The organism is Paenibacillus peoriae, assembly GCF_022531965.1.
In the GTDB taxonomy this organism is placed as follows: Bacteria; Bacillota; Bacilli; order Paenibacillales; family Paenibacillaceae; genus Paenibacillus; species Paenibacillus polymyxa_D.
This window is the reverse complement of the sequence record NZ_CP092831.1, coordinates 231,515-248,804: the sequence shown is the minus strand read 5'-3', so window position 1 is coordinate 248,804 and position 17,290 is coordinate 231,515. Positions and strand designations below refer to the sequence as shown.

General features: G+C 43.7%; 11 protein-coding genes. 2 read left to right on the top strand and 9 right to left on the bottom strand.

Features of this window, described 5'->3' with window-relative positions:
- Positions 1-18: 18 nt before the first annotated feature.
- The gene (locus MLD56_RS01070) at positions 19-1,962 is read right to left on the bottom strand and encodes a glycoside hydrolase family 127 protein (protein WP_029516921.1); all 1,944 of its coding nucleotides are present in this window, start codon (positions 1,960-1,962) and stop codon (positions 19-21) included.
- Positions 1,963-2,155: 193 nt separating this feature from the next.
- On the opposite strand from MLD56_RS01070, the gene MLD56_RS01065 reads away from it, so the two are divergent.
- Together MLD56_RS01065 and MLD56_RS01060 are read left to right on the top strand one after the other, a co-directional pair.
- Entirely contained in the window at positions 2,156-3,031 is an 876-nt protein-coding gene (locus MLD56_RS01065; RefSeq protein WP_029516922.1) for a helix-turn-helix transcriptional regulator, read from the top strand.
- Between the two features lie 110 nt (positions 3,032-3,141).
- A complete protein-coding gene (locus MLD56_RS01060) occupies positions 3,142-4,539 on the top strand; it encodes a phytase (protein ID WP_029516923.1) in 1,398 nt (465 codons plus the stop codon).
- A gap of 104 nt (positions 4,540-4,643) precedes the next feature.
- Here the strand turns inward: MLD56_RS01060 and MLD56_RS01055 are convergent, their stop codons facing one another.
- The 8 genes from MLD56_RS01055 to MLD56_RS01020 form a co-directional block, all read right to left on the bottom strand.
- Positions 4,644-8,393 carry an alpha-L-arabinofuranosidase C-terminal domain-containing protein gene (locus MLD56_RS01055; protein WP_029516924.1) on the bottom strand — a complete coding sequence of 1,250 codons (3,750 nt, stop codon included), beginning with the start codon at positions 8,391-8,393 and terminating at the stop codon, positions 4,644-4,646.
- A 223-nt stretch (positions 8,394-8,616) separates the two neighbouring features.
- Positions 8,617-9,609 (bottom strand): SPFH domain-containing protein, encoded by a 993-nt coding sequence (locus MLD56_RS01050; protein WP_029516925.1) that lies wholly within the window; start codon positions 9,607-9,609, stop codon positions 8,617-8,619.
- 141 nt (positions 9,610-9,750) lie between these two features.
- Positions 9,751-10,545, bottom strand: coding sequence for a TPM domain-containing protein (locus MLD56_RS01045; RefSeq protein ID WP_029516926.1), 795 nt, complete (start codon positions 10,543-10,545; stop codon positions 9,751-9,753).
- Positions 10,542-11,576 (bottom strand): TFIIB-type zinc ribbon-containing protein, encoded by a 1,035-nt coding sequence (locus MLD56_RS01040; RefSeq protein WP_029516927.1) that lies wholly within the window; start codon positions 11,574-11,576, stop codon positions 10,542-10,544. The genes MLD56_RS01045 and MLD56_RS01040 overlap by 4 nt, the downstream gene beginning before the upstream one ends.
- Positions 11,577-11,602: 26 nt before the next feature.
- The gene (locus MLD56_RS01035) at positions 11,603-12,262 is read right to left on the bottom strand and encodes a PspA/IM30 family protein (protein WP_029516928.1); all 660 of its coding nucleotides are present in this window, start codon (positions 12,260-12,262) and stop codon (positions 11,603-11,605) included.
- 183 nt (positions 12,263-12,445) lie between these two features.
- Entirely contained in the window at positions 12,446-13,288 is an 843-nt protein-coding gene (locus MLD56_RS01030; RefSeq protein WP_029516929.1) for an aldo/keto reductase, read from the bottom strand.
- A gap of 273 nt (positions 13,289-13,561) precedes the next feature.
- Positions 13,562-15,946, bottom strand: a complete 2,385-nt coding sequence (locus tag MLD56_RS01025) for a phosphoketolase family protein (protein WP_241113452.1) — start codon at positions 15,944-15,946, stop codon at positions 13,562-13,564.
- Between the two features lie 294 nt (positions 15,947-16,240).
- On the bottom strand, positions 16,241-16,963 hold the full coding sequence (locus tag MLD56_RS01020) for a GntR family transcriptional regulator (protein WP_023986502.1): 723 nt from the start codon (positions 16,961-16,963) through the stop codon (positions 16,241-16,243).
- Between the last annotated feature and the right edge of the window lie 327 nt (positions 16,964-17,290).

The window sequence follows — 17,290 nt, the reverse complement described above, 5'->3', positions numbered from 1 at the left end:
TCTCCCCATGCGAATGAATTATGATTCATAAACCCATACACGCATTTCCCCTTTAGCCCGATTGCACCAGGCGTAGTAAGGAATGGCGGTAATTTGTTGAGGAACAAATTCAGGGGGCTCCGAGCTGTATAATGCATTCGAATTTTTTACCCGGTGTCCCTCTATGGTCAGCTTTACAATGCCACCCAGCAGGTTTCCGCTGAACTCTTCCGTAATAAGACTATCCTTCGTCAATCTTAATCCTGCCAAATTCGCTCCATTATCCACTTCTTCCAGGCAAAACACGACTGGTCCGCGTTGGAGAGCAATTTGCTGCTGGTTCATGGAGACCAGCGGATTGCTCCGAATGCGCTCAACTGGCATAGCCAAATGCAGAGTTACCACATCTCCGTCCTTCCAAGTACGCTGAATCTCGATATAGCCTTTTTCCAGACGATCTAATGATATGGTTTCCCCATTCACCTTTACCTCTGCCTGCTTGCACCACCCTGGAATTCGCAGTGCCCATTTAAAGGGAGTTGGCTCTGTTACATGGATCGAAAAGGTTAGATCCGCATCCCATGGATAATGATGAGTTTGTGTAATTTCAACCTCATGACCAGATAAAGTCATGTTCACCTTGCTGGCAATGTACAGATGCGTATACAACGTATCGTCCGTTTGGGTGTACATATTGTCCTCAACCGATGCAATCATTCGTGCCAAATTGGGCGGACAGCAGGCGCAGAAAAACCATTTTTGCCGTTCTGTTTTTACATGCTCTTGATCTTTTCTGGATTTTTGAAAAGGATTAACCTCCAGCGGATTCACGTAGAAAAACCGTTTCCCGTCCAGGTCCATCCCACTAATCGTTCCGTTGTATAGCGCACGCTCCAGAACATCGGCATATTTCCGGTCTGGCGCTAAGCGCAGCATACGATTGGCCCAAAAGGCCAGCCCCACAGAGGCGCAGGTCTCACAGTACATGCTGTCATTGGGAAGATCGTGATGGCAAGTGAACGCTTCCGCGTTTACAGTAGAACCGATCCCTGCTGTGATGTACATTTTGTGATTCGTTACATCATCCCACAGCGTTTCACAGGCTCTTAACAGGGAAGCATCTCCTGTTTTCGCAGCCAAGTCCGCCATCGCAATATACAGATACACCGCTCTTACCGCATGGCCGACTGCCTCTTTCTGTTCCCGCACAGGTTGGTGTGCTTGCTGGTATTCGAAGCCTAAGCCAAAATTAATGTTGTTATCATCATTCCAGGTGGGCTCTGTTTGAATATGTTTTCTCTGTTCTTGTTCCTCTGCAAAGTAAATAGGATGCTGTCCCCGCTGTTCAATAAAATATTGCGCTAATTTGAGATATTGATCCTTTGCAGTTACGTCGTATAATTTGATCAAGGCCAACTCAATTTCTTCATGTCCCGGGTAGCCTTTCCGTTTCCCTTCTTCCGTACCAAAAACCTGCTGAATCAGGTCTACGTATTTCTCCATAATGTGAAGAAACTTCGTTTTGCCCGTCGTTTCATAATAAGCAACAGCCGCTTCTATAAAATGCCCTGCACAATACAGCTCATGATTGTCTCTTAGGTTCGTCCAGCGATTATTGGGTTCCTTAAGCAGATAGTACGTATTCAGATACCCATCCTCAGCTTGAGCTCTGCCCAACAATTCAATCACTTCATCAGCCCGCTCTTCAAGCGCAGGATTCGGATGATCCCTTAAGCTAAAGGCAACCGTCTCCAGCCACTTGGCAATATCACTGTCCTGAAAAACAGTTCCATAATACTCCCCACTGGATTCCCCGGCTGCAATCCTAAAGTTTTCAATCGCATGACTGGGTTCTGTATCTGGTAATTCATCATTTAATGCTTTCCACTGATAAGGAATAACCTCTTCCGCCACAACCTGCTTATACTTTTTCCAAAATAAATCGTCAACGATGACATGCTTAACTGGCTTTGCCGTTTTCATTGGATAAACATCCCTTCCTGTAAATAGAACGCTTTCATTTTTTGAAAAATAAGGATAAAGTATTGATAATATCGTACAAGCTAACCTGAGTTCCCCTTGCTACAGTCCTTATTTTATCAACCTGAATTTATAAAAAAAATCGCGATCTTTAACTAAAACTTATACGATTTCACACACAAAGGAGCTGGCTTCCATGAGCAAAACAGACTTTCTATCATTCCTTGTTCCTCCACTGCCTTATTTCATTGAGGGGAATTTTACTACATATCAAAAAGGGGATTGGCACCCAAATAGGTATAATCTGGGTTATTTTGACGTAATAATCATTAAAGAAGGATTGCTGCACATTGGCGAAGAGGACGAAGTGTGGAAGGTAACTGAAAATTACGCTCTCATTCTTGAACCGGATAAACATCATTTCCCCATTGAGGCATGTACAGAACAAACCTCCTTTTACTGGTTCCATTTTCAAACCAATAGCATGTGGTGCGCACAATCCTCGTCCAATCCTATTACACCCAGCACTCCCATTCCCGAGCTGCATTTTCATTCAGAACATACGACCATTCATTTGCCCAAAATTCAAAAAGTAGTGAATCCACATGAGCTATTTTCGAAATTAGACTATTTACTAGCCTCTACTTTAAAACCTAGAAAACTGGCACTATGGGAGGCCCAACAGACGTTTGTGAATGTTTTTCAGAGTTTGGAGTATGATCAGAATAATAAAGACAGCTCCTCTAAGTTGGCGGAACAGATCGAAATCTACCTAAAACAGAATTACAAAAATACGATCACCAATAAGGATTTGGAGGCCCATTTTCACGTACATCAGAATTATCTCGCCAGATGTATGAAGGTCGCCTTCCAGCGCACACCGCTTGAGTATTTAATGGATTATCGACTGGATCAAGGGCGTAGTCTTTTGCTACAAACCGACTGGTCCGTCCAACAAATTACCGAGGAAACGGGATTCTCCCAAGCAAGCTATTTCTCCAAATGCTTTAAAGAAAAATTCGGAATGTCTCCGAAGAATTACAGACAGCAATACTGGAAACCAGTTCATTGATTGCTTACATCGTCTTTATATTCCCTTTACATTTTCATTGTTTTCTTTTGATATTCTCGCTTTATACTGAGTCGGTTATATCATTTGCACTTCAGAAAAGGGGCATACATATGAAGTCAACTAAACTCGCATTATTAGCCATGTTAACAGGGATTCTGGTATCACCAGAACTGACCCATGCGGCAAACATTCAGCCGTCTGGGTATGCACCACTACGAACACAGGCAGATAAAATGGGGGCGACCATTACATGGGACAGTGATGACCAGTCTGTTTTGGTCAAACTGAAAAATGGCATTGTCGGGACCTTTACAGTTGGTGAGAAGCAATATCGTTTAGCTGGACTAACCGGAAAAGCAGACCGTGAAATTAAGATCATCAATGGAAATGTATATCTTCCTACAAAAGTGATTACTGCGCTTGAAGCAGAAAATAGCAAATATGCAGATCCTAAGGACGCAGTCCCCACCTATAAAGTGATCCCTTCTGCCGAAACAGAAGCTGTGGAGGATGGAGAAGACGCAGCCGACGACCCTGCCATCTGGCTCAACCCGGCCGATCCGGAAAAAAGTAGAATTTTAGCAACCAATAAAGGCGGCGGGATTTTAGTCTATGATCTGGAAGGCAAGCAACTGCAAAACATGAAGGTCGGAAAAATGAATAACGTGGATCTTCGTTACGGTTTCACCTTGGGCGGCAAAAAAATGGATATCGCAGGGGCAACCAATCGAACCAACAATACGATCGATATCTTTGCCATTGACGGTGCATCAGGAAAGCTGACCAACGTGGTTGGCAAACCTATTAAAGCAACCATGAAGGAAGTATATGGATTCAGCCTATACCATAGCCTCAAGACAGATAAATTTTACGCGCTCGTTTTGGGCAAAGAGGGTGAATTTGAACAATATGAGCTGACTGACGACGGAAGCGGCAAAATTGCAGGTAAGCTTGTCCGCCAGTTCAAGCTGAATACGCAATCCGAGGGTATGGTTGCTGATGATGAATATGGTACGGTCTACATCGCTGAAGAGGATCACGCCATTTGGAAGTATAGTGCCGAGCCAGACGGTTCATCCGAGCCGCTGCGACGTGTGGATATTGCTGATGGGCGCAGACTTCACGATGACATTGAAGGACTTACATTGTATTACGGTAAAGATGGCAAAGGATATCTTATGGCCTCCAGCCAAGGAAACAGTAGCTATGCGATCTATGAACGACAAGGCGACAATGCATATATAAGCAACTTCACGATCAGCGCGAGCCCGACCGTTGACGGTACGTCTGTCACAGACGGTATTGATGTTCTTGGCTACGGATTAGGCAAGAATTTTCCTCATGGTATCTTCGTTGCACAAGATGACGAAAATCTTCAAAACGGCAAAAAGTTAAATCAGAATTTTAAAATGGTACCTTGGGAGCGAATCGCTACGGGAGCCCCTACCCCGCTAACGATAGACGATGGCATCAACCCGCGTGAATTGGTAAACAGAAGCACGCAGTAATGCCTGTCGGGGAAATACACTCAACATTCCGACTCTAATTCATAGAAAAAAAAGAGGTGTTCCAAAAGCCATAAAACGGCTGCTTGGAACACCCCTTTTTGTTTTTAAGCGGGAAAAGGTTTAAGATCCAGCACCAGCACATTTACCGAGTTGGCTGGTAAGCCTAAGAGGACAGAATCCGTATGAAGTGTGACCTGCTGTTCGGTAGGCACTATCTTCTCATCATTCTTCTTGTTCACGTTAGGTACATGAACAAGCGAGGAATCGCCGGTTAGTGTAATCAGCTTAGCGTTGGACTCAACACTCAAATCTTGTAGATTCAGCTGTGTTACCTTATCCACACTGTCGGCATTCACCAGCTTCACATATACATGCTCAGCATCTTGGGTTACCGAGTTGAACACGTCTCTGTTGTAAGCCTCCAGCTTATAATCCAGCACTTTACTGTTTGTCACGCCGTCGGTATATGAGCAAATCAGGTTGCTGCCTGTTTCACCGCCATAGTTCACTGTTATGGTGTAGTCCGTGTTGTCGGCCAACTCTTCATAGCTGGCCGCTCTCAAGTTACCTGCGGCTGTACTGGAAGAGTAGTCACCCAATGTGTAGCCTTCTATGCCTTGCTTGTAAACCTTCACGCCGGTAGCCTTGCCGCCATAACCGATCGCGTATTCGACGACGTTCTTTTTCTCCGCAGAAATATCCGTGAGACCCGCACCCACATAAAAACCGTCCGTGCCGGAAATGTGGGAAGCGACTACCTCTACCTTGTAATTGCTCCAGCAGTCGTTCAAGATATACAGACCATTCAAACCGCTATCCTGAGCTTTGAGGACAAGCCCCTCGCCTTCCTCTACTGTTGAGCCCACGGAACCGGGAATGACTTGCCATGCTGAATTCAATTCCTGGGTAAAATCTTGATCCAGCAGCACACTGCCATCCTGATTGGAAGTAACGGTCACACGCTTAATCATAACTTCGGCGTTGCCTGTCGCGATTTCAATGCCACCCTGAGGAATGAGATCCGTTGGCTTGCCATTTTTGTAAGTAGAGAAAGAAGTGCGCAATACTTTATTTCCCAAATATTTAGCATACATTTGCTGTACATAGTAGTTCGGCGTAAACCACACCGTTTCGTCATCGAACCAGATGCAGTCTGGAGTCCATCTGTAGGTTCCATCTGTCAGCACCTTGTTAAACAGCGGTGCATAGGCAGCCAACCGAACGACATCGGCATTATTTTCGAAGCCCGTCATCACCGCTGCCTCTGCTACAGCGCCTGCCAATGTATTTTTATCGGTTGAGGCGTACTCCCCGACAAAAACCTTTGATGTCGCTTTCCAATTGATACTACCGTCCGCGTTATAAGCTCTGTAGTAGTAGTTATAGCGGTCCACGTTATTCAGCAGGTACTCGTTAGAACGATAGTAGTGCTCGTCTGCAATGGTGTCCATATAGTCCTTTTGCTTCTCATACCAGGTAACAGTCTCTTCCGTCACCTGGTTACCATCAGCAAAAGCAACCTTAGCCGAGCCCTTCATATTACCGCTCAGGAACTTCCAGCCCTGCTGATAGGCATCGTCGTCCGCTTGAGCGCCAACCGTAGAGATGATATGCAGCTCATAACCCGGATAGTTTTTCTCCATGTACTCATCAATCGATGTCTTGAACACTTCAAAGTTGGCAAAGAACTCTGTGCCCCAGTTCTCGTTACCCACACCCATATAACGCAGATCGAACGGTGCTTCATGGCCCATTTTTTTACGCATAGCAGCCCATTCATTATGTTCAAAATCCACACTAATCGCAAAGTCGATCAGATCCGTAAAGTTCTTAATATAGTATTCTCTTAATGCGCCTCCAGCGGGATGAGCATAATCCGAGCGGGCTTGGCAGAGCACGCCGCAGGCCATAACCGGAAGCGGAGCTGCATTCAGGTCTTCTGCCAACTGGAAATATTCCATATAACCAAGTCCCATGGTCATCATATAGCCCCATACATTAAAGTTTTCCTTGCGCAGCTCGATATCCCCAATCGATTCCTTCCAATCGTATACGTTTTCCCATATAAACGAACCCTCGGAAATGCAACCACCCGGAAAACGCAAAAACTTTGGATGCATGCCAAGCAGTGCGTTCACCAGATCTTTCCTCAGTCGGTAGTTAGGATTACCCTGGAAGTTAGCATGTGCCGATGGGGATTGCTCTTCCTCTCCTGCGCCCCATACATCTTGTGGGAATAAAGAAACCATATCAACCGAAATGTCCCCTTCAAATGTAAGCGCCAGCTGTCCAAGAACCGTAGCCGAGCCTGTCAGCACAAGCTTGGAATCGATGCCGTACTTCTTCCACGTGTTGCCGCCTTCCACCTGTATCGTAATCGAATCACTAATAGCCTTTTCATTCGTGTCTTGCAGTTGCAATGTGATTGTGCCGGCTGAATCGGCCTTCGCCCAGATAGTAAACTCATACTTGGCACCCTCTTGGATGGACATGGCACAATTCTGATTAGAATCCGAAAAGCCCTTGTTCCGGATCGTTGCCCCATCCGCTACCGTCACATAATAGGAGTTCACTTCTTTGTCTTTTGCGCCTAAGAACTCATTTAATCCACCGCTATGTTGTGGAGTCATCTTGTCCGTATCACCAGACCAGGCGAACAACGGGTTGCGGTTCCGTCCTGTAGAGCAGCCGCATTCACCGGAAGCATGGGAATACGTATCAAACTCGAAAGATTCAAAAGAGCGATTCTGAACGAGTTCCGCATATATCCCGCCATCTGCTGCGTTATTGATATCTTCATAGAACAAGCCGTACATCACTTCGCTGACATCCAGCACTTCCTTATTTCCATGAATGGTCAGCGTGTACGGAGGCAGCTGTTCAGGAAGAACGGATACTTCAAAGCTTTCTTCAATCTGGCTTAGGCCCTTCGTCAATAAGGCTGTGACGGTAACCCCTTGTGCGGAGGTAATCGCCTGCACCTGACCATTGTCAGAGAGTATACCAGGTTGGCTGGATTTCCAGGTTACTTCTACTCTTCCACCCATCAGAACGGTTGGCAGAGATAAGTCCTTGGTCATAATCGTCGTCGGAAAGGACAAATATTTATCTCTGGCAAGCTTCACGATCTCTTCATCTGTCAACGAATCGCACATGACCTCAATGACTTCATCTGCCGACAAGCCTGCTTTATAAATTCGAAAGTCTGAAACGGAGCCGGCAAAGTCTACATCCGCCGCATGCTGAGAGCGACCAATAAAATTGTTGCTGTAGTTGGACGAGTCTGTAAACGTTTCGAACCATTTACGCAGCTTGGCATAGTTACCGCTGGAAGTTTGACTGATGGAACCGTCCGCTACCACCTCACCATTGACATATACCACCGGACCCGCACTGCTTAATGTGCCGCCTTCTGTACCGATTACGGACAAGGCTATGTGCATCCACTCATCCCTGACAAAACCTCTTCCCGGGTCTACGGACAAATCCGCCTCAGTGAAAAGGGTTCCGCGCAGATTCCGTGTCATGAACATATATGGCCCTGTATGGGCTTTACCAAAGTCAAAGACACGTTCCCACATATCTGTGAATCTGCCGAAGTTGACCCAAGCAGTAACCGTCACACCGGTGTTATCGCTTACATCTTTGAATAGATCGGAAGGAAGCTGGATATACGATGTACCGTTGGGGCCACCCTCAAGCGTCAAAGCTGCTCTACCGGTAGCATGGGAAATCGTAGGTGTTACTGTGCCTGAAGCAACCCCATCGTTACCTTGCCCTGAGCTATCTTTGCCGACGTTCTCTGCATCATCAAACTTGTAACGCGCAATGATTTGATCTTGGAATTTGGTCATCTTCGTTGCTCCTATACCTATAGTTTATTAATGTAATAACTAATTAGTTAATATAAATACATACCATACATCTATAGTACCTTATCCTGAGTACCCTTTTCAATCCAATAAATCAGATTTATAAAGAAAATACTTGAACGAACTACATAAAAAAGCAGCTATCACAGAAGATACTCTGCGATAACTGCCTTTTGACTTGTAAAGAAGCTTGGCCGTAGCTATGTTATCCGTTCAATTTTTGTCCACAATTCGGACAGAAGTTAGCTCCTTCGTTTTTTGTACCGCAATTCGGACAAAAATTGGGCTTATTCCCGTCTCCAGAAGAAGGGGGACCAGCAGGTGTAGGCTGAGTCTCAGCCGAAGGCTTTGGGTTCGGGTTTAAATTTTTCATCATTTCATTTGCTATATTCATCCCCATCATCATACTCGCCATATCCGAAGCTGCACCGCCGCCTTTTACATTACCCGATGCAATCCCGTCCGTCATCGTCACTTGTTGGTACTTTTGCAGATTACCGATCATTTCATGTGAAGCGGTCTTCGTAATCATATCTTGGATTTCTTGAGGATAATTGAAGCTCATCACATGAAAGCCAGTAATCGTCATACCATTGTCCATCACTTGCATATCCAGATCTTCTTGAATACCTTTTGAAATGTCAGAAGCATTCGCCTGCAGATTGAACATGTCCTTTCCTTCTCTGCTGATCCACTTCATCAATAACTGATCCAACACCGAAGTAATCCGTATTTTCACATCCTCAACGAGATAACTGTCCTTCACTCCGGCAATCTTATCGATGAGCGTAACATAATCGTTCACTTTAAAATTAAATGTGCCATTGGCACGGATCGGCATACCGCCTGGCAGCTGGGGAGTCGGGATCAGCACCGGATTCTGCGTCCCCCATTTGACAGTAAACTCCTTCGTATTAACGAATAAGACCTCTACCCTCATACCACTGTTAAAACCAAATTTAAACCCTTTTAAGGTGGATAGAAATGGAATAATGTCAGAGTCCATGTTATATGACCCTTCATTCTCAAAAATACCCTCTATTTTGCCGTTATTTACAAAAATCGCATCTTGACCGGAGCGGATAATTAACTTACTTCCTTTTTTAATTTCACGATTACTCCACTTCCAGAAAATCATATCATCTCTAAATTCTTCCCACTCTACAACATTTGCAAATTGATTTCTGAAGAACCCCATACTGTATCCATCCTTTCCGTTCAGGATTTTGCAAAATTCGATTCCAGTCGCTCCAAAGTGCAATATATAGATGAACTAGACCATTTCGATCTATATATTATTCATTGAAAGTCGCTTATTGGATTTCCACAAAATCCTCAGTTAAAATGATCCTCTGCTGCCGCTATGCGAATGACCGCCGCTGGTAGTTCCGCCACCACCGCCTGAGCTGCTGCTACTGCTGCTCTTTTCAATCTTCCGTTTTGTTGTCGTTGTGTGAAGATACTGATCTCGATGCTCCAGAACTCCTGAAGCGTTCGCATCCTCGTAGGTCTGTCGATTTACCGTAACCCGACCGCCAGAATTGGAAACCATCTTGCCCACGATCATCGCCGCCAATCCCAGTGCAATCGCCAAATGAAGCCAGCCTTTAAAAAATATACTGTCTGGGTTCACCCCTGGACGGATCGCCAAATATTTATGCGCGCCTAGAATATACTTTTGAAATGCCACCCCATAGTTGCCGTTCGTCAGATCCGGGCTAATCTCATGGCGTATTTTAGTAAGCCTGTCATCATCCAGATACCGTTCTGCCTTATAAAATCCGGCCAAGTACACCTCTCTATTTCTCATATCCATCGTTAAAATAACCGCGTTCCCATGAGATCTGTCATACCCTGGGCCATGGTCATCATAAAAGTCCTGCGTCATTTTCATAACATCCATATTGTCGGGATTGAGGGTAGTATAAATAATAATGTCCGTTTCTCTTTCCGCTCCGTATTGATTAGCCATCGTGTTCAACACATCATACTCTTCCTGATTGAGCAAACCCGCTTCGTCATAAATCAATGACTTCATTTCTGTCGTTGCTGGTTCGCCCTTCATTTCCATAGGAAGCGCCAGAAAAACAGCAAAGAACAACAAAACGGCTACAATGGCTCTATGTCTTTTCAATAGAATTCTCCTCCCATCATCAACCAAGTGATTAACCTTAATGAAAAGAGAGTCATGCCGAAAATGCCTGCAAACCAAGCCGTCACCTTGAACTTGCTAATCGGAGGCTTACCGACTACCTTGCCCGTCTGTCCGTTCATAGCAAATGTATGCTCCAATTGATTGTAGTCATAGTGTATGACCCACACCGGGAGCAGGACATAATCCGCTTGTTTTAATGTAGTATCAACTTGCTTTTCCGTATAACTCACGGCCGTATACACTGACACCGTAGAATGAATATAAGCATCAATATATTCCTTCACTTTTTCTTTAACTCGCGGGAAAAGCTCTTCTTCGTTATAACTGTACTTCTCCGCAATATAACCTGCTAGATATGGCGTTTTAAAGGGTTTTAGCTGATCGTATGGAAATGGCTCCAATTTATCCATCAACTCGTCGTTCATTTTCTCCGCAGCATCAATCGGAACCTTTACATAATTCAAACGGATTTTCCGATATACATCAAAATGCTTCGTTTCCGTATATTCGTAGTCTCCACTCGTATAGGTTCGCACTTGGGTACCTTCACCTTGAACCTCAATTTTATTATGTAATTCATATAACCAGAAAGGCACATACATCCCGGTTATTCCCTTGATTCGGTCTGCTATCATGAACCGATTCGGCGTCAGACGGCCATTCTTGCACCATTTTTTGAAAGCAGCTATGGCTTCTTCCTTACTGATTGAAAAAGGAATAACCTGCGCTGGAGCCAGCTTCCCAGTCAGTCGATCCCCGAGAACCACGGCAGAACCACAAAAGCTGCACACCGTTGCACTCGTCTCCACTTCGGTCATAATCACGGCTCCGCAGTTATTACAATGATACTCATGAGCCTCATCCTCCGAAAAAATACGATTTATCAGAGGATCAGGAATAGATTCGATATTGTCCTCTCTTCCGCAACTATGACAGGATAACCTCCCTGTCTCACTGTCAAAGACCATACCGCTGCCGCAGTTGGGGCATTTGTATTCGATAACCGGCATCTGCTCACCTCTTCATGTAGATACTGTTATGATTCCTTAGGGTTGATTTTTTCTTTGATTGCAGCCAATTCATCTTCTGTATTCGTACTCTTCTCGTATTGTGCAAATAAGGCATCCAGGTCGTCCTTCGTTCCTGCCCGAAGCTCGGCTATAGCCATCGCTTCATCATACGCTCTGTTCACCTGCTCTTCCATAACCTCAAAAGCAGAATTCCCGTTGCCGATAGAATTCAAGGTTTGCTGTGCTTTGGCAACCGCCATCTTCCCTTTAAGTTCAGCGTGCCGCGCTTCTAGTTGCCCCATATCGGACACCAACTTCTCCTGCATTATCTTCATATTTACGGCGTTTGTCGAAGCTACATCATAGGACGTTTGTAATTGTTCCAATTTCTCCGCCTGCAAACCTTTTCTCTCCAGAAACTTTCGAGCTTCCTCTTCATTACCAGCTTCCACAGACTTACTGGCATAATGCTGGAGCTTTTTGATCTCGGCTTTGCATTCATCCAGTGCTCTTTTGGCCCTTCTCTCATCAGCCAATACCGATACCGTCTCCGCTTTCACCTTGCCTAGATCACTGTTCAAATTCCGCATATAATCATCAATGGTTTTCTCTGGATCTCCCACCTTATCCATTAAGGCGTTAACATTCACTTTCATAATATCCCTAAACCTCGACAAAATTCCCATGATGACCTCCTTCGAAAGGACTACATCCCACCATATCATACATCAAATCCGGTAAAAAATGTTCATTATAGCTCTATATACTGACCCACTGATCACTTTCGGATGTGTGTTCGTTTTATGATAAAAGCAAAGGGTCCAAAAACCCGCTACAGATTTTTGAACCCTTTTATTTTATTGTCTTGATTATAGCTCTTCATAGGACTTGGGGTCCTGATCCCATATCCGTCCATCCTCACTGCTAAATGCCGAAATCATGTTCATTTCCTCTGGAGACAACTCAAAATCAAAAATATCCAAATTCTCCGTTTGGTGATTTAAAGAAGAGGCCTTCGGGATCGGGATTGCTCCAAGTTGGATATGCCAACGTAAAATCGCTTGTGTATTCGTTTTACCATGAGCAGCAGCAATTTTCCCAATCTCTTCATTCTCCAGCATACTGTGACCACGACCCAAGGGGCTCCACGATTCCGTCACGATACCCTGTTCAGCATCTTTTGCACGCTGATGTTCCTGATTAAATAATGGGTGCAATTCAACTTGATTTAAGCTCGGAGTGACACCTGTTTCCCGAATTAAACGTTCATTATGCTCGGGCAAAAAATTGCAGACCCCGATGGAACGAATATAGCCCCTTTTCTTCGCCTCAATTAACGCCTGCCAGGCTTCAACATATCGATCAATTTGGGGATTCGGCCAATGGATTAGGTACAGATCATAATAGTCCAGACCTCCTCTATATAATGACTCTTCGATCGTTACAATGGCTTCTTGGTAAGCATGTCGGCGACCTGGTAGTTTGGAGCAAATCAACAATTCTTCTCTGGGCACAGAGCTCTGCTGGACCGCTTTCCCGACAGCACCCTCATTTTCATAGTTGAACGCTGTGTCGATCAGACGGTAACCTGCATTAATCGCGCTGGTAATTGCCTTGACTCCATCTGCACCCTTCAATCCAGCAGTCCCAAATCCAATGACGGGCACCTTAGTGCCATCATTCAATACCTTCTCCGGAATTGGATCGTTCATATTAACAGCCCCCTTTACTATTCTCTTATACCGCAACACCTTTAATGCTCAGAAAAATACAGCGTATGACTCGGTTCCTCCTATACTTATTACCCACCAGTTCGTGACTTTCCTATTAAATTCTCTGTATGCTACATCAAAAAGTGCCTGATCCCCGTTGAAATCATACTTGAATTCAAGGAGTCAGGCACTCGTATACCGCTACCAAATCATATATTCCACTTCATGCTGAATTGCTTGGTTGTCCAACACAAAGTTGAAGCGTCTTAATTTTTATTTCAAGCCTTTCCATACCCAGTTCTCTACCTCTGGCAAGTCAATGCCCTCTTCGCGAATGAATTGATGATGTTTCTTAACCGTAGCATCCATTTCATCCACAATGTTGGTGTACTTCCCAGCGTCAGGTAAGTTGAGAACAGCTTCCTTCACTAAGTCAAAACGATCCATTTGATTCAATACACGCATATCAAACGGTGTCGTAATATCGCCGTTCTCACGGTAACCATGTACATGCAAGTTATGATTGTGACGATCAAAGAACAGATCTTTGATCAGACCTTCGTAACCATGGAAAGCGAAAACTACTGGTTTATCCTTTGTGAAAAAGTGATCAAACTCGGCGTCAGATAATCCACGCGGGTCTAGTTTTTGACTTCTCAGTTTCAGCAAATCTACCACGTTGATGTACCGAATCTTCAATTCAGGCAGTTTTTCATGCAAAATGGAAATCGCAGCTAAACTTTCAATCGTTGGCTCTGTACCAGCAGAAGCAATGACAAGATCAGGTTCTCCACCTTGATCTGTACTTGCCCAGTCAATGATCTTTAACCCTTTATCCACCAATTCCTTCGCTTCATCAGCAGTAAACCATTGTGGACGTGGGTGTTTGGACGAAACAATCAAATTGATCTTTTGACGGTCGTTTAAAATGGTGTCGAAAACAGCCAACAAGGAATTGGCATCCGCTGGCAGATACTCCCGAATAAATTCCGGTTTTTTATCAGCCAAATGACCCAACAAACCTGGATCTTGGTGTGTATACCCATTATGATCCTGTTGGAACACCGTTGAAGTTGCTACGACATTCAATGATGGGATATCTGCACGCCATCCTTGATCCGTTGCTTTACGCAGCCACTTAAAGTGTTGGGTGATCATTGAGTCAACCACACGCAGGAAAGCTTCGTAACTTGCAAAGAAACCATGACGACCAGTTAACACATAACCTTCCAGCAATCCTTCAGCCTGGTGTTCGGATAATTGGGAGTCAATTACGCGGCCATAGGACGACAAAAATTCATCATTAGGTTCAATAATTTGGTCCATCCATTGGCGTTTGGTTACTTCAAAAACAGGAGCCAAGCGATTAGACATTGTTTCATCCGGTCCGAAGATTCTGAAATTACGATTTTCTTCATTTAAGACAACCACATCTTTAACGTATTTCCCTAAAACCGACATATCTTGCGCAATCACTTTACCAGGTACGGAATTATCCAGCGCATAGTTACGGAAATCCGGTAACTTCAAGTCTTTAATGAGGTTACCCGCATTCGCAACAGGGTTCATTCCCATACGTTTATCGCCTGTAGGCAGAATTTCAGCAAGCTCAGAGTTTAAACGACCGTTTTCGTCGAACAATTCCTCTGGTCTGTAGCTATTCAACCATTCTAACAAAGCAGGTGCGTGCTGCATATTTTTTTGATCAACCGGAATTGGAACCTGATGGGCACGGAATGAATTTGTATTCGGCACGTTGTCCCATTCCTTTGGACCCGTCCAGCCTTTAGGTGAACGGAATACAATCATCGGCCACGCTGGACGAGTAAGATCATTATTTTCACGCGCATTCTTTTGAATAGCTTCAATTTTCTCGATGGCCGTATCCAATACTTTCGCCATTTCTGGATGCATGTGATCCGGATTTTCACCTTCAACAAAGAATGGCTCCCAGCCCAAACCTTTAAAGTATGAGGTCAATTCTTCTTTCGATTGACGAGACATAATCGTTGGGTTACTAATCTTAAAGCCATTCAAGTGCAAGATTGGCAGCACTGCACCATCCGTGATCGGGTTGATAAATCTGTTAGAGAACCACGAAGCGGCTAGTGGACCCGTTTCAGCTTCGCCATCACCAATAACAACAGCCGAAATCAGATCAGGATTATCCAGAATGGCACCTACACCATGAGAAAGGGAGTAGCCTAATTCTCCACCTTCATGGATAGATCCAGGTGTTTCAGGAGCAGCATGTGAAGCAATACCGCCAGGGAAAGAGAATTGTTTGAACAATTTCTTCATACCTGGGATATCTTGCGTAATTTGCGGATAGATTTCGGTGTAACTTCCATCCAGATATGAATTTGAAACCATAACCTGACCGCCGTGACCAGGGCCCTCAATGTAAAGCATGTTCAAATCATATTTATTAATAACACGATTTAGATGTGCATAAATAAAGTTTTGTCCTGGAATTGTGCCCCAGTGTCCAATAGGCTTAACCTTCACATCTGAATCTTTTAAAGGCTCTCTCAACAAAGGATTATCTTTTAAATAAAGCTGACCTACCGAAATGTAGTTCGTTGCACGCCAATATGCATCAAGTTTTTCTAAATATGTTTTAGATGAATAATCTGCTAACACGGGTGATAATGACATGGTGTCCACTCCCTAAGTAGTATTGTTTGTAATTTATTTCCGGAAATTTCATCTACATGTACATCATAACGCCGCGCCGATTAAATTCAACCTTTTTCACAAGTGATACGGTCCAATTTTGTGAAATTTTGAACATACTATGAAATATAAATTAAAAAGACAGTAAAAAAGCTCTTACATTAAAATATATAGAAGTATAAACCAATAAAATTTGTAATAACCGTTGCAATCGCAGGCTCCAATCCTTTTCTCAAAATTATAAAAAAAAGACCGGAGAATTCTCCAGTCTTATCATTAGTGAACCGATACAAAGGTATTAAATTTTAAATATTTGTAATGAAATCGCATATGAGAAAACTCAAATGGCGTACCGTTATCTAAAAAGAACACACCTTCCATAATACCTACAGGCTCATTTTCATTTAAATGTAGCAGCTTTTGATCATTCTCTTGGGACGGTTCTGCAAAAATGGATAAAAAAGATTTGGTGACGGCCAAGTTCCGCGAGTCTTCCAAATAATTAAAAATGGACCCCTCGATAATAGTCTGATTTAAATTCTGAACAATTTTAATAGGGATATAGCCTGTTTCAATCATAAAAGGATCATCATCAAACAAACGTAAGCGGACAATTTTGTATACAAAATCATGAGTCTCCAAGAACAAATCGCGCTGTAATTCTTCTGTTGGCGGAATGACCTCAAAACTCAGTACTTTGATTTTTGGCTTTTTACCATGCATTTGAAAATTATCAGTGACTCCTAGATTAGAGCCTTCGTAGTTAAAGATAGATTCATTTCTTATGTATAATGGATTAATAAATGTCCCGGAACCTTGTTTTTTAAAAATAATTCCGACATTCTCCATTTTAGTCAGAGCACGTTTAATTGAACTACGACTAACCTGGTAAGTCTCACTAAGACTACGTTCATCTGGCAATCTCATATCTGCAAACTTTCCAGCAAAGATTTTCATCTTGAGATCGTCAATAATTTGCTTATAGACAAATTGTGTCATATAGTACTCCTCTTTCAGGTCTTCTATAACTCCATATAGTTTACCATAACTTGCCCATTTCATCTCATGTTTGTTTCTGTATGCTGAGTGGGCTTTCAGCGGATAGGAAACGCCCGCGCTTTTACTTTACATCTCTATGCATAATACCATGATTATACATACATAACACCACTGAACGTACCTGCAAATTAGCAGGAAATACAGAACTCCCACCTTAACTTCCGCGATAAGACCAAGCCTGTTTCGAACCTTGAGGGATGTTTGACTAGACCAGGCTAAAATCCTTGAATACATTGTTATTATTTATCTTGTTCATACGTTCACTAA